Origin of the sequence: Methanosarcina acetivorans C2A (genome assembly GCF_000007345.1) — an archaeon.
Classification (GTDB): domain Archaea; phylum Halobacteriota; class Methanosarcinia; order Methanosarcinales; family Methanosarcinaceae; genus Methanosarcina; species Methanosarcina acetivorans.
The window spans coordinates 3,461,629-3,485,956 of sequence record NC_003552.1; the positions used below are offsets into that span (position 1 = coordinate 3,461,629).

A 24,328-nucleotide genomic window follows, 5' to 3' on the forward strand; every position below is an offset into this window, starting at 1 on the left:
TGTTAGGATATAAAGGGTCTTTTCAACTACTCCATCTTAATCAAAGATCCGCAGAAATGGCTTTTCAGTTTATGTCTCCAAGCACCAGTCCATCAACTGAGCCGAACGAAGCTGAATCGCTGTTTCACGATCCACGCCATAGACTTCCTGATAAAATGACAGGACCCATTCGTTAAGGTCAATGTCCGCGAATTTTTCAGGGTATGCTGCCTTTGCGATAACCATCAGATCGATAGGATATTCCAGGCGCTTTTCACTGTTTCGGGGAGAATAAGGAAGAGAGACTACCCGGCGGTTTTTTACGGCCTGGAGTTCGTGAAGGTTTTTGTAATAGGGAGCTTCATAAAGTTCTTCAGGAGGAGCATAGTGTGCCGCAGTGCCGATTACAATGATATCGGGATCTATTGCCAGGACCTGTTCGGTACTGATCACCTCAAAGGAACCAAGATCGGAGCGAAAAGCGTTTTTTGCATTGATAACGTCCTCGATCATATACGACTCCGTTGTTTTCAGGCCCCAGGCAATCCCGGCTGAGGTCTGCGTACGGTGCATAGGAGAGAGGCCAAACACCAGCACATCAGGTTTTTCTTCATCCGAAATATTCTGTGTCCGTTCTTTGATCAGCTCCTGCCTGGACTCGAGGCATGAGGCGATTCGATCAGCTTCTTTTTCCTTTCCAAAGACCTGTCCTATGATGTGAATCTCATCTGAAATCGCCGTTGGATTCGAATTATCGTAACAGTTGGGACTATAAAGAACGACAAGAGGGATTCCAAGAGATTCGATTGTCTGGATACTCTTCTGTGCCCTTTCGTCTTCACTAGACAGGAATGCGGAGCTTCCCATGCGAATTATAACTACATCGGGTTCAAGAGAAGCAAGGGTTTCGTAGTTCATCGCCACACCATAATCCACTACAAGTGGAAGATCTTTTAAATCCGGAGACAGAGCCAGAGCCACATGTTTGCCTCCACTCACAGTAACATTCGTGCCGTTATCTGTAGGATAAGTAAAGTCTCCTTCATACTGGAGGCCTTTGGAACCAAGACCGATAAGTGTATCATTTACGCCAAGGACCACCATCACCTCTTCTACGAGGCCATCAGAGACGGTAACAGTCCTCTCAATGTTGACAGGCACCTTTACCTCAACTCCCCGGCTATCGATGACGATCCGGTACTCGTCGTCGGTTATGGTTTTTTCCTCCACGGTCTGCATGGGTGACTGAGTGCATCCTGCAACAGCCGTCGCAAAGAGAAGGATCAGGCCCAATATAATTAGAGATCGCTGCTGCATCCTTTCCCCTCCCACCAGATCATATAATCTATCACATCATTGTTCCAGTTTATCGTATCCGATGTCATAATCAATTCTCCGTATTGCATTTTGCTCTACATACTGATCGAAAGCATGCTGATTGTAGCTATTCTCCTGCATTTTTCCGGCCTTTCGGGTCTGCAGGTCTGCAGGCATGACTATTCTTATTCCTCCCGCCGTCTGCACAGCGCAGGTATTCTGGTAAATCAGGTCAAGGGTCCGCTCGTTGATTGTTTCTACAGGGCTGCCGTCAGCAATCACTCCACAATTTCCGACAACGACAACACGGTCGCAGAACCAGGCAACGTGATTAGGATCGTGACTGCAGGCGATGACAGTTCTGCCGTCCTCAACGACATTGCGCATGTTATGTAGGGAAGGAATAGCAGAGATATCTCCGAAAGTCAGGTGCTTCGTGATAGTGTGTATGACGTCATTAGTGGCAATATAGTAATTTCCCGTCATGACAGCGACACTGGCTATAAAGATAAGCGTAATTCCCAGTACCACAAGAATGCCGATTTTTCGTACTTCGAAAAGGTTATTGTTTTTCTCGTAGCCCAAGGTGGAGAGTAAATTTTTTGTTGAGATTGATGCAACCATCTTTTACTCCTATTATGATATAGTTCAAAAAAATAATCGGATCAGGAATTACTCGGATCAGGAATTACTCGGGTCAGGAATTACTCGGGTCAGGAATTACTCGGGTCAGGGAAGTCCAAAATGATGTACTCGGCGATTGATCACATAAAAGGGCCAGGCAGCAGATGTATTTTTAAAAAACGTTTTTATTTTAATTATTTATAAAAATCTTACTTATTCATAAAAATCATACTTATTCGGAAAAACCTTACTTTCAATTGTTTGTACTTGTGCTTGGACTTGGATTACTTTTGATAGCTTTTCCTGAACTGAATCATGTAATTATAACCGAGATCAACAAGGTTTATCTTTTCAAAACCATATTTCGCTATTAAATTTTCCAGCTCTTCAGGTGACAAACGCATGTGGAGTGGTGGACCGAACGACATTTCTTCTTTTTTACATTCGACAATTGCCAGGCGCCCATCAGGTTTTAAAACCCGGTGGATTTCGCTGAATATCACGTCACTATCTTTAGCCAGATCAAGCGAATGCAGCACAGTAGAAATAAAATACACATCGATACAGCTTTCTTCGATTGGTAATGGTCTGGCAATATCAGAAACCATTCCCTTGATATTCTTTATTCCTTCCAGATCAGCTTTTTCTGTCAGATTATCAATAAGCTCCTGCCATTTATCCAGCGCGTACACCATCCCGGAATTCCCGACTATTTTAGAAGCCCAAATTGAATAGTCTCCCGGCCCGCAGCCCATATCAAGAAAAAATTCTCCAGCTTTCAGTTTTAGCTCGCTGAATATTAAATCAGGATCATGCATCCAGAAGCTGCCTCGACCACATCTTTGTTCGTTTTCTCTATGACTTGTATCGTGGTCACATCCTTTTTTACATATTTTTGTATCAGTCATATATGCACTTCTCCTCAAGAACCTGCAATATATGCTGAACTTCGGTGTTTCTTGTCATAACCTCCTCGCCTCTAAGTCCTGCCAGAGAAAGAGTAGGATCTGCCGGAATAGCTGCAATGACTGTGTGCCGGTCGCCAATAGCTTCCCACATGAATTGTTCGTTTGATTTATCGACTTTGTTCAGGACAAAGAATATCGGTTTGCCGATGCTGCCGCTTAATTCCGCTACCTTTTCGGATAATCTCAGAGATTCGTAGGACGGGTCGATAACCATAAGGATCGCATCCACGCTCTTTTCGATACCCCTTCCAAAATGTTCGATTCCCGCCTCAGTGTCAACAATAACTACCTCACCATGGTTCAATCTCAACTTTTCGATAAATTCTTTTACCAGTATTCCCATCGAGCAAGCGCATCCTTCTCCAACTTCGTGTATCTTTCCTATGGCAAGGAGCTTCACTTCCCCGTTCTCCGAAAGATATGCCTGAGGAATGTCAGCAAAACTTAATTTGCCTTCAAAGAAAGAGACCGAATCCCATTCAGGCGCCGCCTGCATGATTTTCTCAAGTACAGCACTTTTGCCGCCGAAATATTCCATGAAATCGGGAGGAAGATCAACTCCCAGTTGTCTGTGAAGGCCGAAGTTCGATTCATCTGTATCGATTACAAGAACAGAGTTTCCATTTTCCACAAGAGCCTTTGCGAGGAGAGCTGCAATAGTACTCTTACCACTTCCTCCTTTTCCACATATAGCGAGTTTGTATGCTTTTTTATTATTCATCATATTTTTTTCTCCAGTATTCCAACAAGTTTTGTTTTTCTCCTTTTTTCACAGTGACAGAAATATCCCTGCGAATATTTTCCATGTCCTGATGCTTTTTATGATCGGTTTTCCAGGCTTGTTTGAGTTTAAATTTCTGAATTAACATATCGTTTAGTAATACAATAAGAATACTAATAGTCGTAAATAAGATATTTTGTATTCGTATTGTAAGAATACTAACTAATTGATAGCAAATTATATTTATATCTTATGATTTGAAACGCATATCTTAAAATTAATAAGGAAAGTTTTATTCAAGCAGAAGGAAGCTTACAGAAAAAAATAATCCTGTCAATGGGATATGAATGCAAATGTCACCTGTACGTTCCAAGTTTTGTCAGGCCCAAAAGTAAACCTGAAGAGTAGAACGTTACTGTAATTATAGTTACTGAGCTAATCCCAAAACTCAAAATTTGCTTCTTTGGATATCATATTTAAACTACATATCTAGCCTCGTTTATGAAGCAATCCTGAATAATCCTGGATAATTAGATAAAACTGGGTTTTGGGATGGGCTCACTGATAAAAATTTAAATTTAGATCAGGTTTTTTTTAACTGGATTTTTGCAGTATTAGATTTTTTTCCCTGGACCCGAGCTTCAAAAGTACTGCTCTGTCGAAAGGAAACTTAGGTCCAGAGACCTGTTCCAGCCCTACAGAGCTGGCAACCTCCAGTGTAGTATCAAAATTGGACTTTGAGACATGGAATTTAGGCTCAACGATCAAAAACCTGCCATCAGGCTTGAGGTGGGAAGCAACTTCGCTCAAAAAACTCTTTTTATCCGGAACTTCATGTACCATATAGAATGCCAGTGCAAAATCCGTCATCTCGGAGATACCCAGCTTTTCAGGCTGGGCTTTATGAAGGAATATACGAGAATTAAGTCCCTGACGCTTGCTCTTATTTTTTAGTATCTGAAGCATCTCATCCTGAATGTCCACTGAGATAACCCTTCCTTCTTCGCCTACCAGCTTAGCCATTGCCAAGGAAAAGAAACCCGGCCCGCAGCCCAGATCCAGGACAGTCTGGCCTTCTTTGATATATCTACCAACAATTTTGTAAGGGTTTTGCAAAATCTTGCGAAGCCAGTTGTCAAGGCTCCAGGCTCTTTGATAAGGACATACATCCGTAGATTTTTTCGTCATATTTTCTTCTTCCTTTTATTTTCTTGACTCCATTTTGTTTTACGACTTATTTGATTCAACTGAAAAATGATGTCATTGTATTGATTGACTGTCAATCAAGAACGAGTTCAAAAAAATTATCATTTAGGTATTAACAAAAGTTAAATTTCCAGGTGGAAACGATAGTCATTTACTCCAAGCACCCTGGATATAATCTCCTCTAAAGCGGCCTTCATTCTCTTACGAGTTTCGTGATCCCATGATAAATTATGAGAAAGATAAAGCGTTGAAGCAATCAGAAATCCAAATGATTCGCCTGGATATTCTGTTTTAAAAATTCCTTCTTCAGTACCTTTTGATAATATCTCAGTTACGACTGGTGACATTCCCTCTTCGAGAGCTTTCTCCACTTTCTGATGAAGCAAATGATTTCCTTTTTGATGCATAAGTTTCATAATGCCCAGATCTGAGTCATTGGCTTTTAGAACTCTATTCAGTATGGAGTTAATCTTTGTTGTCGGGTCTTCATTGCCTTTTGCAATATTCTTTACGTCTTCAACATACGGGGCTACAATCTTTTCGGCTACTGCTTCCAGAATATCTTCCTTGGACTTGAAATAATGGTAAAATGTTCCCTGACCAACCTCAACCTTTTTGACGATCTCACTGACTGCCGTGTCTTCATATCCCTTTTTTGCAAAAAGGCTCTCGGCCGCTTCAATCAGTTCCAACCTTCTCTCTGCGGGGTCTTTTACTATTCTGGTCATTGCTTACATCCTATTATTGATTGACTGTCAATCAGTATAGTATTTCTTCGTATAAGTATATTTTGGGTACACATATTTTGTAAAATCAGAGTTTTGCCTGATTTTTAATCGAAATAAAGAAAATAAAGAAAATAAAGGAAGTTCCTTTTGACAGGAACTCCAGAAATTTTATTCACCGCCCTCTCAGGGCTTACTCGGGAGAAGAGGTAGATATACCCGGGTCAGTTACCATATACTCGTAGAATGCGCTTCCCATTTCAAGATCTCTCCTGTACTTGATTGTTGCTTCATCGGGCTGGAAAGCCATGAAATCGACAAAACCTACAGACTGTCCATTTGGTAGGGAGGTCTCATCAAGTTGAACCACACTTTGAGCATTTATGGAAATATCCAGGTCTGGAGTCGAGATCTCAAGTTTGGAAGGCCTTTTAACAGTACGGTCCTTTATTATCGTGTTCACCCATTCTTCTTCATCGACACTAACCTGGTCCCCGAAGTATTCTGCGATTATTTTACCTGTATGTTTGTTTATAAGGGTCAGGTGCTTGTATGTGTAGTTCTCATAGCCGTCATCAATGCTTCTTACACCGTAGAAAATTGTCTGGTATTTATCCGTTGTAACTTCCGACCAGCTCCATCCGTGCATTTCCATTTGCCATGTAGCTTGGTCAGGGGTATAGGGGATCATGTGGTCGAAGTACCCATTAGTCTGCATAACCCTGTATTCCTTGCCGTCAAGCACCACACTGCCTCCGAGCTTTCCGTAAGCGTATTCATATGTGGTGAAATTCACAGGCTCTATGGCACTATCGACTGTTTTTTTAACACGAGGCTTGAAAAACAAATTTAGTTGCATATTATCAAAGGAGTAATTCAGCATGTATCCTCTGGAACCTGAACCATAAAATCTCTTTAAACCATCAGGATAAGTGAAGTTAAGGTAAGGCACATGAAACTCAATGTAATTTTCAATACTGGACCTTGGCACAAGTGTCCGGGTAAAATTGTGAGTAGCGTTTTCTTCATAGGGATAAAGCCCGTAGAATGTAGACAAGTATGACAAGTTGGTGCCTGAGGCATCTTTGAGTTCCGGAGACTCCTGATGAGCCATTACGATAAAGAAAGCAAGTTTCTTCTTTTCTCCATCCTTTGCAACAAGCTTCATATCCCCATTCTGATACCACCATTCCGACATAAAGGTAGCATTGAAATCTGTATCGTTGTGTCCTCCTTCAGTGTAATCCAAAACTGCTGCATTTTTTGAGTTTTTGCTGTTCGGCTCCGCGCCTGCCATACTTGCGGTGCAGAGTATAAGAAGCAATAAAATCATCATTTTCAAGTATTTTGGGTTCAAATAACTCTCTCCTATATGATTAACTCATATTCGGTAAGCTATTTTCTTGAATTTTAATAGCTTCCAAAATAGAGAATGGATTTAAAATAATATCGCAACTTTACTTATAAAAAATCTCTCTATGTTAAGTTATTAAAATTGTGAGTTTTGTGATTTAAGAAATAATCAAAAAAGATCACGTTCCGAGTTGTCTGGCAAGAATTCTGAAAGTTAATAAGTTATTTAAAATCCATATATTGTCAGCTATTCGCTTAGCCAATGATAGTGATGGAACTGTAGGCAAGACCCACCAGGGTTGATGTCACTTATTCAAGCAAAAAAGTGGGAACAACGGTCCTGAGGTCTGATATCCCGGATCCACTGGCGCTCTAACAGGAAGTAAGAAAAGGGAGAGTTACAAAAAAGTCTCGAATTTCTTGAAAAGATATTGATGACATTAATCTTAAATAAGGAGTAGTTTACGTCTTTTTTACAAATAAATTATTACGAAATAAAAGCGTTCTGACATTAATTTTTATCTTGTATGATAATTGAAAGTAAGACCTTATTATCAAGGAAATGGATCTAAACCGAAAAATGCAAATCAAAGCAGATCAATTTTCGGCAATAAATCCAAATCTTTTGTTCCCGGTAGATAAGGTGGAATTATTCTTTATTTATCGAAGCTGGTAAAATTTTATTTTATAAATGAACTGCAGTATTGGAAAAGTATTCTTCCCAGCAGAGATTGTGTACAAAGGATAATTTGCCGGACATTATATACTAAATGGAAGTTAAAAATGGAAAAAAAGTATAATTATCTATGTTTCACCTGAAGGAGGATAAACGTGTGTCTATCTCTGGATTCGATGTAAGTGACCAGAAAGATAAAGAAAAACTTCGGGATGGCGAAGAACTGTGCAGGGCGCTCTTCGAGAACAGCAATGACGCCGTTCTTCTCACTTCACCTGACGGAACCGTTTATACGGCTAATCCCGAAGCCTGCCGGATTTTCGGGATGACCGAAGAGGAAATCATACGGGCTGGGAGATCCGGGGTTGTAGACACATCCGACTCAGGACTCAAGCTTGCTCTTGAAGGAACCGGAACCGGCAAGTTCAAAGGAGAACTCAATTTTAAAAGGAAAGATGGTACTATCTTCCCTGGGGAGTTATCAACTGCGTTTTTCTCCGATAAGAATGGTCAGGTGAAAACGGTCATGATTATCAGGGACATCACAGAGCGCAAGCTGATTGCAGAGGCGATGCGGAAAAGTGAAGAGCGTTACCGAATGCTGTTCACAAATATGACAGATGCTTTCTTCCTTGCGGAAGTTATTTACGATAAGGATGACACGCCCTATGACTATCGTTTCCTTGAGATTAACCCCGCTTATGAGTGTCAGACAGGCTTGAAGAAAGAACAGTTATTAGGCAAGACGACACTTGAAGTGTTTCCTGATGCCGATCCTGTAGGGTTAAAGGAATATGGAAAAGTAGCACTTTCTGATGTACCGACTTATTATGAAGTCAAGAGTATAGAAGTTAAAGACAGGTCTCTTGATGTTTATGCGTTTAGCCCTGAAAATGGAAAACTTGCGTTGCTTTTCAAAGATGTCACTAAAAAAAGGGAGAAGAGAGAAGCACCTGGAAAGGCTCGCGACAATTTAGAAGAGAAAATTATAGAACGAACGGCAGAACTTGAGAAGGCTTATAGTTATTTGAAAGAAAGTGAAGAAAGTCTTGCTGAAGCTCAACAAATGGCTCATATTGGAAACTGGAACTGGAATATTGTAAATAATAAGTTTCTCTGGTCTGATGAGTTATATCGCATTTTTGGACTTAAACCTAAGGAATTTGAAGTGACTTACGACTTGTTTTTAACTTATGTGCACCCAAATGACCTGGACTACGTAGATAAAGCCTTTAAAAAAGCCTTAATTGGTGAACCCTTTGACGTCAATTATAGAATCATCCTTGCTGACGGGTCTGAGCGTGCAGTCCATGCAAAAACTGAAGTTATTTTCGATGAGAATAATACACCTATCCGGATGAGAGGAACGGTCCAGGATATTACCGACCGCAAACAGATGGAGAAGGCATTGCGCGAAAGTGAGGAAAAATACCGCAATATCGTTGAGACAGCAAATGAAGGCATCTTCTTGATGGATGCTGAATTCAATGTTATTTACGCTAATAAGAGAACTGCGGAGCTAATGAGGTACGCTCAGGAAGAAATTATTGGTAGGCCGGTAATGGATTTTATTTGTGAAGAGAGCAAATCTATCGCCAGAAGGAATCTGGAAAAAAGGCGTGGCGGTATTAGTGAAATCTATGAATTGAAGTTAATGTGCAAGGACGGCTCCCTCTTTTGGGCACTTATAAGTGCTAAACCATTTTTCAATAGGTACGGTGATTTCGCAGGCTCATTATGTATGTTCACTGATGTCACCAAAAGAAAAGAAGTTGAGACAAAGCTTAAAGAAACTCTTGACAATTTGGAAAACTTAGTAAAAGTACGTACAGAAGAGCTTGAAATAGCTTTCAATTCATTGAAAGAAAGTGAAAGAGGGCTTGCTGAAGCTCAGCAAATGGCTCATATTGGAAACTGGAACTGGGATATTGTAAATAATAAATTGCTCTGGTCTGATGAGTTATATCGCATTTTTGGACTTAAGCCTGAAGAACTTGAAGTGACTTATGACTTGTTTTTAACTTATGTGCACCCAGCTGATAGGGATTACGTAAACAATGCCTTTAAAAAAGCCTTAGTTGGTGAACCCTTTAACATTAATTATAGAATCATCCTTGCTGACGGGTCTGAGCGAGCAATCCATGCAAAAACTGAAGTTATTTTTGATGAGAGTAATACCCCTATTCGAATGAGAGGAACGGTTCAGGATATTACTGAACGTAAAAGAGCAGAAGAACAACTCCGTGAAAGTGAGGAGAAGTACCGCAATATCGTTGAGACAGCAAACGAAGGTATATTCTTGATGGATGCCGAATTCAAGATCATATATGCCAATAAAAAAACTATAGAACTAATGGGGTACCCTCATGAAGAAACTATCGGTAGGCCTGTAATGGATTTTATTTGTGACGAAAGCAAACCTTTAGCTGAAAATAGTCTGGAAAAGAGGCGCTGTGGTATCAGTGAGAGCTATGAATTGAAGTTAAAGTGCAAGGACGGCTCACTCTTTTGGGCATTTATAAGCGCTAAACCATTCTTTAATCGAGACGGGGATTTTGCAGGCTCACTGTGCATGTACACTGATATCACCAAGCGAAAAGAAGCTGAGGAAGCCCTGGTAAATATTGAGAGTGCTCGTAAAAAAGAGATTCACCATCGCATTAAGAATAATTTGCAAGTTATCTCATCCCTGCTGGATTTACAGGCTGAAAAGTTCAAGGATAGAGAGGATATTAAGGATTCGGAAGTTCTTGAAGCCTTCAGGGAAAGCCAGGATCGTGTAATTTCAATGGCGCTTATCCATGAAGAATTGCATAGAAACGAAGGGCTTGATAAGCTTAATTTTTCACAGTATATTAAGGAACTTGCGGATAATCTCTTCCTCACCTATAAGCTTGGAAATGACGGCACCAGATTTAATAAAGATATAGAAGAAAACATTTTCTTCGACATGGACACTTCAGTTCCGTTAGGCATTATCATCAATGAGCTTATTTCAAACTCTCTAAAATACGCATTTCAGGGAAGAAATCATGGAGAAATCCAGGTTAAACTGTACAGAGAAGAAGACAGAGAACAAGATATAGAGGATCTTAATAGTACTGCTTATGTTCTATCTGTCTCAGACGATGGTGTCGGCATTCTCAAAGACCTTGATATTGAAGAGCTTGATAGTCTAGGCCTTCAACTTGTAACTTCTCTTGTTAAACAGTTGAACGGAGAACTGGAACTGGAAAGGAATAACGGGACAGAATTCATTATAAGGTTCACAGTAACAGAAAAGGATAATCAGGTATCAGTTCCAGCTCAACAATAATTAATCGAATAAGAGCCTGTTCAAAAGTCAATAATATATTGTAAAGTTATTAAGGTATGTAATATTCAGAGAGCCACCAGCACTTCACCGCCATCACTATTGCTCCCACTGCTTGAACTGTTATCTTCAAGTACTGTTATTGTAGTAGATGGAAAGAAAAACTAAAAATATTCATAGAGCTTTATTCTTCATCTTTATCCCCCAAAATGCGATAGAATGTTCAAGTGATCCCGAGCTCCTTTATATCAGCACATCCTTAAATTAATTTATATTACTTGCAAAATTAAAATCAGTTCTGATATATTCTGTAAGCTCTGAAAAAGATCATAAGCTAGAGAAAATGATTGAGAGACTATTCGAAAAATCGATAACGGCATTTCTTAAAAGTTATGCAGATAAGGTTTTGCTATTTTCTACAGTGTTCCTTCGTTTCAAACAATATTAATAGTATAGTTATTTCGTTATTTCGCGAAAATTTTAGCTAACAATAACTTAAAACCCATTTTTTATGCATAAATATCTCTGTAATTAATATTGGAATGATTAATAGTCTATTTATTTGAAAATAACTTCAGTTGACTTAAAAAGTAGAATAAATGTATATACATTTATACAGTTAAAGAAAATAAACCTTAATAATTAATATTTCTTTTGATATATCGTATGGAATATAATATATTAAAAAGAAAAACTAATTTTTCCACAGTAATTGTCAAATGATATGTGAATGTTAAATATTCATTATCCTCTAAGTTCTTTATGTAATAAAATCTTCAAATGAAGTTATAAATATTATTATTTGTAACAACATCTTAAATTTATTTTTTTATTTATCTTTTTATATAATATACCAATTTGAAAAATTAGCATTTTATAATATTAGTAGAAATGTTTTTATTAAATAAATCGGTATTGGTATTTAATTATAGTTATATATTATGAAAACCTATATTTCTGCATGAACTGCCCAAGATGCAAAAGTTCCAATCACACAAAAAACGGTATAGTTTGTGGACGTCAACGCTACAAATGCCACGATTGTGGATATAACTATTCAGTCGAGCTAAAATCAACTGCTAGTTCTCCTTTAGTTAAGAGACAGGCTTTGCAACTTTATCTTGAGGGATTAGGATTTCGTTCAATAGGACGATTTTTAGGGGTAAGTCATGTTTCTGTCCAAAAATGGATAAAGAAATTTGGTCAGGAGATAGAGGAGCTAAAAAGCGAAAATGAGATATCTATTGTTGAACTGGATGAGATGCACACTTACATCGGCAACAAAAAAAATATTGCTGGATCTGGATTGCTGTTGATAGAGTTGGGAAAAAATTCATCAACTGCTCTTTTGGTAGCAGAGGAACGAAAACTGGACAACTACTCTGGGAAAAATTAAAGAAGAAAGAGATTGGAGAAGTGATGACTGATCACTGGAGGGCATATGCAGAGTTTATTCCTGAAACCATTCATACTCAATCCAAAGCAGAAACGTATACAGTTGAAGGATATAACGGCATACTAAGGCACTTTCTGGCAAGGTTGAGACGAAAGACAAAGTGTTATACGAAGAGTCTTGAAATGCTAAAGTACTCTGTTCTTCTATTGATGAAAAACAGAAATAAAGAGTTATCTATATTTAATTAACAATACCAAAAATAGTTTTATCCAGCAATATAAAAAGAGAAAGAATGAATTTTTCAAAAATCTTGAGGGAAAAGAAAAGAAAGTCGATGAAAAAGAAGTTGCAATGTTGAAAAAGAAAGAGGAAGCCCTTGCCGCACTTGCCAGGAGCCTGCAGGACCAGGGTTTAAGCCAGGATGATATAGGCGGACTAATGGGTATCAAGAGACAGACAGCGAGCAGCTGGAATATCTTCAAACCAAAAAAGGTAGATGCTGAAGCAGTCAAACAAGCAAAGAAGGCAAGGACAAAAATAACCAAGACAACTAAAGCAAACAAAAAAAATTCGCTCGCGACGGCAAACTCCCCGACTCTTAATCAACCACGGACAAGGAAGAAGCCGACAACGATTTGAGGATACCAAATTGTCTTTAATTCTGGCAAGTTTTGTATTATATACACAAAAATCAGCATCAAGAGGATTCAGATTTATGCTTTTTTAAAATCGATATCGAATGAAGGCGTATATCAAAAGCAAACTTAAACATTTAATCTTCGTAAAATCAATATCAATCGACCATACACAAAACATGTTCAAATAAAACACATGGGTGTACATATGTCAGCCGTTGCCGATGAGAAGAAAGGGATACATATAGAAGTACCGATGAACCTATACATAGAATTTATAAATGCTGGGTATGGGATTACAAAGGGCACAATAGAAGCATGGAAGATGCTGCTTAGAGGAAAGGAAGAGTCCGACTGTGAGCAGATACAAAATGAAATGGAGAATAGAATCTTAGCAGCAGAAAGCAGGACAGAAGCAAAGGAAAGGCAGATCTCGGAGCTCTCAAGCTGGATTGAGGAAAAGGATAGGTTAATTTCTAGCCTGGATACCAGGATCCTGAAATTAACAGCTCCGAAACAAAAGACCTGGCCTTATTATATTGCAGGCATCAGTACTTTTCAGATATGGTCGATTGGGTTCAGTTTTTTGTTAGGCATGCTGTTTATGAGTGCATATTTTAATTATTACATATGATGGAGGATAGAAAATGGCAATAAACTGGAATAAAACAAACGTTCCTGGAGCTCAAGAGAACCCTTGTAATGACGAAAAAGAACGGATGAAGAAAAAGTAAGGCCGGATATATTGGAGGGCATAAGAGGAGGACTAGGAGAGGGTAAACAGCCCTTGAAAATGGAACCTGCATCCCAGGGAAGACACCTTGCATCCCTGGAACATTATTTCCCGGGAAATAGCCTGCAAAAAGGACTGCCTTTTTATATCCCAGTGATGCTGATATATATTGAAGTCTGTTTAATCAAGCGCACTATTAAATAATATGGAGCTTTCAATAATGGGTCTACGGTTAACGGTTGCTATGTTATTTTTTATGAGCATTCTAACATGGCGTTTTTTTAATGAAGCTGGCTATATCTGGCTTGGGTTTGTACTTGGTCAAATATCATATGCTGAGCATTGGTTATTTTCGCCCAACACCACGAAAAGGTAAAATAAGAGTAATCATCCTGATTTTAACGTAGGTGTACGCTAAGAAATGATTAGAAATTTTGGGTAAACGAAATCGATGAGAAGAGCCATATTCGAGAAGTTATTCTCCTTCTCTTAATGCTAAAAAAAGGCTACACTACCAAGACGTTCCTGGGTACCAAGATACTGTAGGTCCTGGAACATTATTTCCCGGTAAATAGCCTGCCAAAATGGACTTCATTTCTCTTCCCTTGAAGTGTCTGGATCCGGAGGAAGGCCTTCTAGGGAAGTTTCACTTTCCTTGCCCACTTTCCTTGCCCACTTTCCTTGCCCACTTTCCTTGCCCACTTTCCTTGCAGTTGCAGACCAGGACCTGGACTTTAGGACCTGGACTTTCTTTCCATTTCCAACGGAGCTTCCATTCCAACGGCACATAAACTGCCAGGACAAGGACTCGAACCAAGACTTTCCCGGGCGCCAAGATCCTGCAGGTCTGGATCCGGAGGAAAGTCTCCAAGGAAGCTTCACTTCCATGCTTACAACAAGCTTTAGTAAAATATATATAAAAAAGCAAGAAATCTCTAATTTATAGGGTGAACATATGCTAGAACCTAATAAATTCGATGAAAAGGCAAAAAGTATCTATGAAGCCCATAAGGCAGAATGGGAAAAATTATACAATGGAAAGATAATAGCCATAGATATTGATTCTAACGACTTTGTATCCGTGGGGGAAAACATTAGTGATGTCGATATGGAAGCAAGGAGAAAGCGACCAGGTCACCAAATATTCATGCGTAGAGTAGGAAAAAATCCTGCAGTTGTCAAGCTTCGGAATCGAAACTATGTCTGAGAGTACCACTTTCGATTATATCGATAATGATCCTCTTGTTGTAGTAACTCTCGTTAATTCCGTCTCTAATAAAAAAGTTAATGCTTATGCATATCTTGATACGGGTTCAGATGCAGTTGTCGTACCAAGAGATCTTTGGTTGAAACTTGGGCTAGAGATGACTCACCGCTCCAATGTCAGCGCTGTTGGCGGCATAGTTACCGCATGGTATACACGTATAAACTTAGAATTCCTTGAAAACAAACACAGGAATATTATTGCCTTTTACCAAGACGATGGCGATGTTTTGATTGGGCGAAACATTCTTGATAAGTATTCCGTTACATTCGATGGTCGAAATTCAAAGTTATCTATTCTATGAAATGTCTATTTCCTTTTCCGAATTCCTTTCCTATTCTTTGAAGCTACAGTCAAGACCAGGACTTTCCTTGCCAGCAGGACTAGACATCTGGACCCGGTGGAGTAAGTCTGCCCCTCAAATGCAGTCATTACTGTCGCTGCAGGCTAGGACCAAGTTTAGTTCTTTGGGTTTATGCCCGGGACCAAGTTCCCATTTCCGACAAGTTCCCATTTCCGACGGCACTTAAACTGCCAGGACAAGGACTCGGACAAGGACTTTCTCAGGCGCCAGGACCCTGCATGTCTGGATCGAATAAACAAAATATCTTTATAGAACATCCAGGTTTATCATGAGCATAAAGAAAATCAAACTTGTTACGATTAAAATTAACTATTTTTCGTTATCAGTAAACTCTAAAAAAACTAACCTATGTGTTTCTTACATTTTTTTTACATCCACAGCGGCTATCGAAGGAAACTCTTATATTCTAATAGTCTCTGGAATTGATTTCAACTCAAACACATAGCAAGCTTTAATCGATATCGTTTTTATTTATTGAGTAAACGAATTCAACGAATTCGCTAGATTTTATTAATAAATAATCTGAGGCATTAATGAAAAAAGGTGGGAACTGTAAAGAAGGATATATTACTCTTTGCTTATTAATTTACGAATTTCTTCCATTATCTGGTTTTATATGCTGGTTTTTACTCTCTTTATTTTCTTCCTCTTCCATTTCTTTCCTGAATTCTATATAATCCTTCTCGACTTCTTCTATCTTGTTTTCCATTTGTGACCTCCATCCAATATAGCAGGCCACACTCTATTTATATATTTTGGAACAATTTAGTATTTTTATTGAGTCGTCCAAATTTTCCCTCTAAGAATTCCCCATTCAATGAGCCTCTTTTCGATGTCCCTCATTTCGTAATCTATAAAAGATAGGCTCTGGTAATGTCTAAGACTGGTGATAGGGTCGTGTCCCTGCCTGCTGTATATTTCAATCTCTGGTATGCCTGCTTTTAGCATCCAACTTTCAATTGTCTTCCTGGGAGTCTTTGGGTTGACTTTTGGAATTATACCAGCCTTTCCACTCCATCTTTCAAGGTCCTCAAACCAAGTATTACGTGCTGGTGGTTTCTTACACTCTAAGAAAGCCTTGAAGAGATAGGGAAATGTAGCTGGTAACTTATCAATTGTCCTCTTTACAAGTTTTTGTTTAACTTTCCTCTGTGCCCCTTTAGGAAGGATAATCTGATTTCTTTCTGTATAGTACCATTCTTCGTGATCGTATAGCCTTTGAAGCTCCACGTATCGAAGGCCTGTAATTGTATTAATTTCAAAAATGGGCCTGAACTTCATTGGAATGAAATTAACAAATCGGTCATATTCTGCTACTGTGAGAAACTTTGTTCCATCAGAGGTTACAAGTCCATTATCCATGAGAAATGGTACACGAACGAAATATTAAAAAGTTCGTATTTAGTGAGGATTATTCAAAATATCGATGGAAAAAGAAGCTATTTCTCCCTAAAATACGAACATTCTATGTAGAAACGTTCGTATATTGCAGCTGGTACTTAGAGCCAATCCGAAAAGTCGATAATGGCATGTTGCAAAGGTTACAACAGGGCTATACTATCCGGGTATCTGTTCCGGTTGTGTATTGTCCGATGTAAAAGTTACAGCAAGCAGTAGCACTTTTCGGATAGGTTCTAAGGCAGGATTAGAAAAAAGACGAGTTTTTATTATTTCACTGCTTGCAAATACACTTTTCGTATATATGTTTAGGGTGGGCAAACTGCTGAATTCTTCAGTTTCGACCTTCTCTTCCGCTTTTTTCTTAATATATGGTGATACGGTCGTATGTATTGGCTTTTTCTTCTGTTTGACTACCGCTTTAGGCGGGATATTAGCTAATCCCTCACTCAACTTTTTAGATTTGGTATCAAATTATCTATTTTGTAACTGTTCAGCTACCAAATAACCAATACCCAATAGCAGAATTTACTTTTTTTGTTATATATGAATTCATTTGTTCATAAAATGTTACTAATTAGATTATTAGTGTTACTATATACAATATATAAGTACTATGATTATGATTTTTTCAATTAATTTAAATAGATGATCACACTCATTCATATTTAATGTATTTAAATTCTGAAAAAAGACACACTTCAAAGAACTCGGGCTCCAAATTCAGATCAAATCTCTAAGGAACTGCAACGAAATAACCTGCGTATATTTTCCAATTGTGCATGGTGATTTTCAGGCTCATTGGAGCCAATCGGAATTTACTGAAAACGATAGCTACGGGTTATTTCGTTGCTGGCTCAAACAGTGGAAAAAATGTTGCAGGAGGTAATATAGAAGAAAAAGAAATGGTAAAAGTTAGAATACTGTGAACTTTTCCTGTGCAATTGCCAACCTTAAATAATTTTTATGCAACAGATCCTTCCTTTAATGGTCAAAAATTCCCATTATCTAGATCAAGCTGTCATAGAATTCAATGGCCCTGTTTTGTTCCAGAACCAAAATTCTTGTTTTCCACCATGCTGGCCATTTTGACCAGCAGAGTCTCCTTTACACCAACTCTTCTCCTTTGCGAGGACAAGTTTGGCGGGGCGATTCTGCTTAACTCAATTGTTCAGAGTACAGAATTTGATTGGACAGAGTCATAGAATCTCAGAAATTAACGGCATAAGCACATAGGCAAATCTGAGAGTTCACAACGACTATGCAAGCTTTGAAAGCGAGAAAATAAATCAATTTTCAGGTAGAAACGACCTGATAAGGTTGTCATTATTTTTTAATTGATCAAAACAAGGTGATGAACATTAATTCAAAACACTCCATATATATACTCCCTGTATTGTTAATCCTGCTTTTTACCGGCACTGTCTCGGCTTTACCCACAATAGCTCACGACACAGTGCAGGGTGAAATGTACGTATCATCCACGGCAAACTGGGATTCCAAATACTCTACAAACAACTTTGATGTGCCGAACGGGACAGTTATTTTTGCGCGGTACTATGCTGGGGTATGGTCGGGTACAATCTCCACCACATTCAATGGCTATGCCCCTACTTCTACATCCTCGTACGCTTCTGATATGGGGGTAACATGGGTTTCTTATGATGTCACAGAGTACGTTATACCTGGTTGTGAAAACACTGCAATTGTCGCTTCTTCATCGGGAGATGGCAGGCAGTATGGTAGCACTCTTGTAGTCGTACTGGAAAATGAAAGCAAACCACAGATAGAATACTGGATTGCAGAAGGTCTTGACTGGATGCATTACGGAGATTACGTAGGATCTGAAGTCGACAATTCTACCACATATTTCAACGGGACCGTGGACCTTGCTGACGTGCAGAGTGCAAGCCTTTATTCAACCCACCTTACGGGGTATAACTATGAAGATTTCAACGGAAATTCCCTTTCTGATGCAGCCGAGTCGGTAGGCGGATCCTACTTCAACTATATCCACTGGGACAATGTAAAAGATTCTCTTGTTTCAGAGAACCAGGTCGTTAATGTAGGGCGGGGAGACGATGCCTACTGTTCTGTGGTACTGCACTGCCTTTCAATTATATACGAATACGAAAAAACTGACCTTGTGCCTGTGAACCTGACACCAAATGTCGTGGTCCCCAACACCGAAAACACCCTAACCGCCACCATCGAAAATCAGGGCGATAAAAACTCAACAGCCTTCAATACATCCCTCCTTGTGGACGGCACAGTCGTGGACACACAAACCGTTACCAACCTGGCAAGTAAGAGCAGCACAAACGTCGACTTCCACTGGACACCCGACGGCACTACTACAAACAGCTACACATTAACTGTAAACGTAGACCCTGAAAATGTGGTGAATGAAGGGAATGAGAGCAACAATACCCTAACCATGCTGGTAGGAACGACTACAGCCCTCACACCTGTGGCCGACTTCACCGCCACGCCAACTGCAGGCGACGCACCACTTACGGTTAACTTTACCGACCAGTCCACAAACTCCCCTACATCATGGGCCTGGGACTTTAACAACGACGAAATCACCGACAGCACGCTCCAGAACCCCATCTATACTTACAGCACTTCTGGAACCTACACTGTGAAACTTACCGTCACAAACGCTGGCGGTTCAAACTCCAGCACAAAAGCAGATTACATCACTGTCAACACACCGATTATGCCAGTGGCCAATTTCACTGCAACACCAACCAGGGGAGATGCCCCGCTCACCGTGCAGTTCACTGACACGTCTACCAGCACACCCAGTTCATGGCTCTGGGACTTTGGGGACGGCACCAGCAGCACAGAGCAAAACCCCATACATAACTACACCGCCGGCAGGAAATATACAGTCAAACTCACAGCTACCAACGCAGCTGGGAGCAGTATCGAGGAAAAGGCAGACTATATCACTGTCATAGCAACACCTGTTGCAGACTTCAAAGCAACGCCAACAACCGGCGACGCCCCACTCACAGTCAACTTCACTGACCTGTCATCCAACTCGCCGGATTCATGGCTCTGGGACTTTGGGGATGGGAAAAACAGCACAAACCAAAACCCTTCCCACATTTACAGCATCCCCGGAAACTATACTGTAAAATTAACTGTGAACGGACTCGGTGGCAGTGACGAGGAAGTAAAAACCAGCTACATCGTATCAGTTGACAATATAGCACCATCTGTAACCGCCAGCCCCAATGGGGGTTTGTACGATCATGAGCTGGATGTAACTTTATCTGTAACAGACAACGTTGACACAAACCCAGTAATATACTACACCACAGATGGCAGTACTCCTACCACGAACAGTACTCTCTACACAGCACCAATCCATATCGATAACAGGACAATCCTGAAATTCATAACCATCGATAATGCCGGTAACCAGGCTGTTCAGACCATGATCTACAATATAGATAACGTGCCCTTAACGTCTTATTTATTCTTTAAAGAGCATACAATCTCCGGTAGTGTTGATGGGCCGTTAACTGACTATCAGATTAAAATGAACATTCACCGGGATACAGGCACTGACAACAGTTCTGACGTTTACCTGAATGATTACTCCCTGAACTGGCCAAACGACATCAGATTCACCGATGCTAACAATAGCATCCTCAGCTACTGGACCGAAGAATCTGATGACAACACATCCACAGTCTGGGTGAAAGTAAACAGCATACCCACCTCAGGAACCACAATCAAACTCTACTACGGCAACGCAAACAGTGCGGATATGAATGATGGCACTAACACCTTTGTGGCTTTCGAGGATTTCTCCGATGACACCCGCAGAACAAGTGTCTGGACCGAAAATCAAGATCAGGGTGTTAGTGGTTATACCAATGTTCACGTATTTGAGAACGGGGGCTATCATATCAGGCAGGACAGCCGGAGCGACAGAGGCGCAGAGATAGTCATGACCAACGAGTTGAGCGTCCCTGTCTGGTGCAACGTATTTCTGGAAGTTATTTCAGAATCAGGAGGTCGCAACCCGCCATGGACATTCACCGGAATTGGATATGCAGCCTCCGACTGGAACTTTGGATACTGGGGTGGCGTGCTTGGTTATGATACTTCCCCCGGGCACACCTACAAGATAACCTGGACCAACGCCCAGAACACCAGCAACATACTGCTATACGAAAATAGTGAGCTATTATACTCAAGAGACCGCTCATTATCAACTACGAATAAACCAGATATCGGAGTCCGCACTGCCAGTCAAGAAATGGGAGAATGGTACTACAGGAACTTCTATGCCCGTACATACACGGCAAATGAACCGGTACAGGGTGAATGGCAAAGCGAAACGCCGCTTCAATCCGTTATTGCTCGTTTTTCTGCAACACCTCTCATCGGGATAGCTCCTCTTACCGTGCAATTTACTGACCAGTCGGTGGGCAATATAACCGGATGGGCCTGGGACTTTGACAATGACGGGACAACTGACAGCACCGAACAAAGCCCCGCCTACACCTATACCAATAACGGAATCTACACCGTAAAACTCACTGTAACCGGACTGGAAGGAGGTAATAATACTAAGGTTAAAACTAACTACATCACCTCCGATAATCTGGCTCCTGTGGTAACGGCCAATCCCTTTGGAAATGTTTGCCAAGTTGACCAGTCTGTAACCTTAAATGTGTCCGATAACATAGACCCCTTACCAGTGATCTATTACACGACCGATGGAACAGATCCAAATACCACAAGCCCTGCGTACACAGGCCCAATAAGCATAACCAACTCTACCACACTGAAGTTCATGGCTGTGGACGCTGCAGGAAACCAGGCTCCGATTCAAACTGAAAACTACACCATCGACAAAGTTGCACCTGTTGTTACGGCCAGTCCTGAGGGAGGTTTGTATGGCCATGAGCTGGATGTAGTTTTATCTGCAACAGACGAGGTCGATACGGATCCAACAATATACTACACTACAGATGGCAGTGTTCCTACCACGAACAGCACTCTCTACACGGCGCCAGTTCACATCACTGATAAAACTCTTCTGAAGTCCATGGGAGTAGACGAGGCTGGTAACCAGGCTGTTCAGATCAGAGTTTACTACGTGGATACCTTACCCTTAACGTCTTATTTATTCTTTAAAGAGCATACAATCTCCGGTAGTGTTGATGGACCGTTAACTGACTATCAGATTAAAATGAACATTCATCGAGGAATAGGCACAGACAACGGTTCTGACGTTTACCTGAACGATTATTCCCTTAACTGGCCCAACGACATCAGATTCACCGACGCCAACAACAGCATTCTCAGCTACTGGATCGAAAAATCAGACGACAACACCTCCGTAGTCTGGGTAAAAGTAAACAGCATACCCACTTCAGGAACCACAATCAAACTCTACTACGGCAATGCAAACAGTACGGATATGAGTGATGGTACTAACACCTTTATGGCTTTTGAGGACTTCACCGATGACACCCGCAGAACCAGTGTCTGGACCGAAAATCAGTATGATAGTGATAGTGGCTATACCAATGTGCACGTGTTTGAGAATGGAGGCTACCATATCAAGCAGGACAGCCAGAGCGACAGAGGCGCGGGGATAGTCATGACAGAGGAGTTAAGCGTCCCTGTCTGGTGCAGCGTGACACTTGAGGATGTTTCGGAATCAGGAGGACGCACCCCACCATGGATATTAACCGGAGTAGGATACGCCACTTCCAACTGGCACCTTGGGTACTGGGGCGGAGTACAGGGGGGTTATGATACCTCACCCGGGCATACCTACAGGCTAAGCTGGACCAACGGCCAGACCACAAACAACAAACTGCTGTACGAAAATAACATGCTATTGTTCTCAGGAAACAGTTCATTCTCAACTACGAATAAACCGGACATGGGAGTCCGCACTGCCAGTCGAGAAACGGGTGAATGGTACTTCAGAGACTTTTATGCCCGTACATACACGGCAAATGAACCGGTACAGGGTGAATGGGGCAATGATACGCATAATTCAGCAACACCTGTCGCGAACTTCAGTGCGACACCAACGTCCGGCGATTCCCCGTTGACAGTTCAGTTCACTGACCAGTCTACCGGATCGCCGACTTCCTGGGTCTGGGACTTCGGAGACGGAGCAAACTCAACAGAGCAGAACCCCTCGCATACTTATTCTGCAGCAGGTAACTACACCGTAAATCTGACTGTAGAAAATGCTGCCGGGACTGACTTTGAGTTAAAATCGGATTACATAGAAGTTTCTGAAGCTTCCGGATCAACTGTTACTCTCTATTTCGACCCTGAAAGTTTCTCAGTTGCAGAAAACGAATCTACTGAAATAAATATCGTTGCCAGCAATTTCCCTGCAGGTCTTTCAGGCTACAACCTGACCGTTGCTATTGACGATCCGGCTGTTGCCGAAATAGTCGATATAGAGTACCCCTCCTGGGCTCTGATTACTCAGAACTCTACCCTACCCGGGACTTCTATCTACATGAAGACTGTTGACCTGGAAGATGCCGTTAAGGCAGATGCAGCAGATGTTGTGCTTGCTACTCTCACGGTTTCTGGAAAGGAAAAAGGGTCTGCGAACCTTTCGATAGGGGTTAAACGTCTGGAGGAAGATTCCGGAGACTCTATCGAACCAGCTCTCCTAACAGGGACAATTGAAGTGACCCTTCTGTCCCCACTGCCGGATCAGGAATATACCCCTAGAGACCTTGACGGAGACGGACTCTATGAAGACCTCACTGGAAACGGGGAGTTCAGTTTCGTAGATATAGTGGCGTACTTCCACAACATGGACTGGATAGAGGAAAACATGCCGGTGGAGTATTTTGACTTCAACGGGAATGGGAGGATAGACTTTGATGATGTTGTGGATATGTTTGGAATGATCTGACGAGGAGAAAAATGAAAAAACAAAGGGGAGAATAGAGAAAGATTTTCTCAAATTTCCCACATTTTTTTCTTTCATTTATTCATAAAATATTTTTAATAGTTTTAATAGTTTTTTCTTTGCAAATTGCCTGCAGTTGCTGGATTGTGTATCTAAATTTCAAATATTTTTGAATCTGCGAAATCATTTCAGGATACAATACACTATTATCTCAAAACAAATTCTTCTTCTTAATACTTCCTCTTCTTCATCGTCTTTTCCCGAGAGGAAAATCTTCCTTGCTTGCCGGCAGGATCTTGAAGGCTAGACCCGGATGAAGATCTTCCCAGGCTCCGGGGTACTATAGGTCCTGGAACATTATTTCCCGGAAAATAGGTTTGAAATTTGAATTTTCAGTATCAAAAGCCTCTTTTTCAATTCAAACATATGTTTGAAATATGTTTGATCCTTGTACCTTTTTATTTTTAGGTTGTGAGGGTATATGAAATAAGCATAAGGGAAGAGTCAATAAGAATTTACAGAAATTTGGGTACATTACCAATAGAAAAAGATTCAATTTAAATAAAGAAGGAATAAAAAGGAGTGAAATATAAAATTGAAGATAAATACTTCTTTAAAGTAAAAATAATCAATTAATTAACTTTTAATTTTTATTAAAAACAAAAAGAATATATAAAATACAATATATAATATACATAGGTCCTTAATATAACTTTTCTTTTTTAGGATCCAGT

General features: G+C 40.5%; 18 protein-coding genes. 8 read left to right on the forward strand and 10 right to left on the reverse strand.

Annotated features, from left to right (window positions below; translation table 11 throughout):
- Window positions 1-69: 69 nt before the first annotated feature.
- The 7 genes from MA_RS14540 to MA_RS14570 all read right to left on the reverse strand — a co-directional run bounded on the left by MA_RS14540 (window position 70) and on the right by MA_RS14570 (window position 6,837).
- A complete protein-coding gene (locus MA_RS14540) occupies window positions 70-1,296 on the reverse strand; it encodes an ABC transporter substrate-binding protein (RefSeq protein ID WP_048066406.1) in 1,227 nt (408 codons plus the stop codon).
- A 36-nt stretch (window positions 1,297-1,332) separates the two neighbouring features.
- On the reverse strand, window positions 1,333-1,920 hold the full coding sequence (locus MA_RS28220) for an ABC transporter ATP-binding protein (protein ID WP_052279179.1): 588 nt from the start codon (window positions 1,918-1,920) through the stop codon (window positions 1,333-1,335).
- A gap of 284 nt (window positions 1,921-2,204) precedes the next feature.
- The gene (locus tag MA_RS14550) at window positions 2,205-2,828 is read right to left on the reverse strand and encodes a class I SAM-dependent methyltransferase (protein ID WP_048065519.1); all 624 of its coding nucleotides are present in this window, start codon (window positions 2,826-2,828) and stop codon (window positions 2,205-2,207) included.
- Window positions 2,821-3,612, reverse strand: coding sequence for a P-loop NTPase (locus tag MA_RS14555; protein ID WP_011022734.1), 792 nt, complete (start codon window positions 3,610-3,612; stop codon window positions 2,821-2,823). The genes MA_RS14550 and MA_RS14555 overlap by 8 nt, the downstream gene beginning before the upstream one ends.
- A gap of 591 nt (window positions 3,613-4,203) precedes the next feature.
- The gene (locus MA_RS14560; protein WP_011022735.1) at window positions 4,204-4,797 is read right to left on the reverse strand and encodes a class I SAM-dependent methyltransferase; all 594 of its coding nucleotides are present in this window, start codon (window positions 4,795-4,797) and stop codon (window positions 4,204-4,206) included.
- A 140-nt stretch (window positions 4,798-4,937) separates the two neighbouring features.
- A complete protein-coding gene (locus tag MA_RS14565; RefSeq protein ID WP_157860254.1) occupies window positions 4,938-5,507 on the reverse strand; it encodes a TetR/AcrR family transcriptional regulator in 570 nt (189 codons plus the stop codon).
- Window positions 5,508-5,733: 226 nt separating this feature from the next.
- Entirely contained in the window at window positions 5,734-6,837 is a 1,104-nt protein-coding gene (locus tag MA_RS14570; protein WP_226990613.1) for a hypothetical protein, read from the reverse strand.
- A gap of 862 nt (window positions 6,838-7,699) precedes the next feature.
- Here MA_RS14570 and MA_RS28790 point away from each other — a divergent pair.
- The 4 genes from MA_RS28790 to MA_RS14595 all read left to right on the forward strand — a co-directional run bounded on the left by MA_RS28790 (window position 7,700) and on the right by MA_RS14595 (window position 13,547).
- Window positions 7,700-10,885, forward strand: coding sequence for a PAS domain S-box protein (locus MA_RS28790; protein WP_011022738.1), 3,186 nt, complete (start codon window positions 7,700-7,702; stop codon window positions 10,883-10,885).
- 958 nt (window positions 10,886-11,843) lie between these two features.
- Window positions 11,844-12,526 (forward strand): IS1-like element ISMac16 family transposase gene (locus tag MA_RS25680; protein WP_085984849.1). Its coding sequence is split into 2 segments (ribosomal slippage): window positions 11,844-12,164 and window positions 12,167-12,526, totalling 681 coding nucleotides; the frame shifts between segments, so codons are not numbered across the junction.
- 103 nt (window positions 12,527-12,629) lie between these two features.
- Complete coding sequence (locus tag MA_RS14590) at window positions 12,630-12,917, forward strand: hypothetical protein (RefSeq protein ID WP_011022740.1); 288 nt, start codon at window positions 12,630-12,632, stop codon at window positions 12,915-12,917.
- Window positions 12,918-13,109: 192 nt separating this feature from the next.
- Window positions 13,110-13,547: a hypothetical protein gene (locus tag MA_RS14595; protein WP_011022741.1), complete on the forward strand. Its 438-nt coding sequence runs from the start codon at window positions 13,110-13,112 to the stop codon at window positions 13,545-13,547.
- A gap of 745 nt (window positions 13,548-14,292) precedes the next feature.
- On the opposite strand, the gene MA_RS28795 is transcribed toward MA_RS14595, so the two are convergent.
- Window positions 14,293-14,517 carry a hypothetical protein gene (locus MA_RS28795; RefSeq protein ID WP_157860255.1) on the reverse strand — a complete coding sequence of 75 codons (225 nt, stop codon included), beginning with the start codon at window positions 14,515-14,517 and terminating at the stop codon, window positions 14,293-14,295.
- A gap of 84 nt (window positions 14,518-14,601) precedes the next feature.
- Between MA_RS28795 and MA_RS14605 the strand changes: the two genes are divergently transcribed.
- Together MA_RS14605 and MA_RS14610 are read left to right on the forward strand one after the other, a co-directional pair.
- Window positions 14,602-14,853 carry a hypothetical protein gene (locus MA_RS14605; RefSeq protein ID WP_011022743.1) on the forward strand — a complete coding sequence of 84 codons (252 nt, stop codon included), beginning with the start codon at window positions 14,602-14,604 and terminating at the stop codon, window positions 14,851-14,853.
- The gene (locus tag MA_RS14610) at window positions 14,846-15,214 is read left to right on the forward strand and encodes an aspartyl protease family protein (protein ID WP_048065522.1); all 369 of its coding nucleotides are present in this window, start codon (window positions 14,846-14,848) and stop codon (window positions 15,212-15,214) included. The genes MA_RS14605 and MA_RS14610 overlap by 8 nt, the downstream gene beginning before the upstream one ends.
- A 646-nt stretch (window positions 15,215-15,860) precedes the next feature.
- On the opposite strand, the gene MA_RS29460 is transcribed toward MA_RS14610, so the two are convergent.
- Window positions 15,861-15,983, reverse strand: a complete 123-nt coding sequence (locus MA_RS29460) for a hypothetical protein (RefSeq protein ID WP_282678813.1) — start codon at window positions 15,981-15,983, stop codon at window positions 15,861-15,863.
- 65 nt (window positions 15,984-16,048) lie between these two features.
- On the reverse strand, window positions 16,049-16,636 hold the full coding sequence (locus MA_RS14615) for a tyrosine-type recombinase/integrase (protein WP_011022745.1): 588 nt from the start codon (window positions 16,634-16,636) through the stop codon (window positions 16,049-16,051).
- Window positions 16,637-17,454: 818 nt separating this feature from the next.
- On the opposite strand from MA_RS14615, the gene MA_RS27180 reads away from it, so the two are divergent.
- Window positions 17,455-17,601, forward strand: a complete 147-nt coding sequence (locus tag MA_RS27180; protein ID WP_157860256.1) for a hypothetical protein — start codon at window positions 17,455-17,457, stop codon at window positions 17,599-17,601.
- Window positions 17,602-18,026: 425 nt separating this feature from the next.
- Entirely contained in the window at window positions 18,027-23,597 is a 5,571-nt protein-coding gene (locus MA_RS28800; protein WP_048065524.1) for a DUF2341 domain-containing protein, read from the forward strand.
- Window positions 23,598-24,328: the final 731 nt, after the last annotated feature.

Bases quoted from the DNA above. Each gene is read 5' to 3' on its own strand.
- MA_RS14540 (WP_048066406.1), bottom strand. From the start codon at position 1,296: ATGCAGCAGCGATCTCTAATTATATTGGGCCTGATCCTTCTCTTTGCG.
- MA_RS28220 (WP_052279179.1), bottom strand. From the start codon at position 1,920: ATGGTTGCATCAATCTCAACAAAAAATTTACTCTCCACCTTGGGCTAC.
- MA_RS14550 (WP_048065519.1), bottom strand. From the start codon at position 2,828: ATGACTGATACAAAAATATGTAAAAAAGGATGTGACCACGATACAAGT.
- MA_RS14555 (WP_011022734.1), bottom strand. From the start codon at position 3,612: ATGATGAATAATAAAAAAGCATACAAACTCGCTATATGTGGAAAAGGA.
- MA_RS14560 (WP_011022735.1), bottom strand. From the start codon at position 4,797: ATGACGAAAAAATCTACGGATGTATGTCCTTATCAAAGAGCCTGGAGC.
- MA_RS14570 (WP_226990613.1), bottom strand. From the start codon at position 6,837: ATGGCAGGCGCGGAGCCGAACAGCAAAAACTCAAAAAATGCAGCAGTT.
- MA_RS28790 (WP_011022738.1), top strand. From the start codon at position 7,700: ATGTTTCACCTGAAGGAGGATAAACGTGTGTCTATCTCTGGATTCGAT.
- MA_RS14590 (WP_011022740.1), top strand. From the start codon at position 12,630: ATGTTGAAAAAGAAAGAGGAAGCCCTTGCCGCACTTGCCAGGAGCCTG.
- MA_RS14595 (WP_011022741.1), top strand. From the start codon at position 13,110: ATGGGTGTACATATGTCAGCCGTTGCCGATGAGAAGAAAGGGATACAT.
- MA_RS14605 (WP_011022743.1), top strand. From the start codon at position 14,602: ATGCTAGAACCTAATAAATTCGATGAAAAGGCAAAAAGTATCTATGAA.
- MA_RS14610 (WP_048065522.1), top strand. From the start codon at position 14,846: ATGTCTGAGAGTACCACTTTCGATTATATCGATAATGATCCTCTTGTT.
- MA_RS29460 (WP_282678813.1), bottom strand. From the start codon at position 15,983: ATGGAAAACAAGATAGAAGAAGTCGAGAAGGATTATATAGAATTCAGG.
- MA_RS14615 (WP_011022745.1), bottom strand. From the start codon at position 16,636: ATGGATAATGGACTTGTAACCTCTGATGGAACAAAGTTTCTCACAGTA.
- MA_RS27180 (WP_157860256.1), top strand. From the start codon at position 17,455: ATGGTGATTTTCAGGCTCATTGGAGCCAATCGGAATTTACTGAAAACG.
- MA_RS28800 (WP_048065524.1), top strand. From the start codon at position 18,027: ATGAACATTAATTCAAAACACTCCATATATATACTCCCTGTATTGTTA.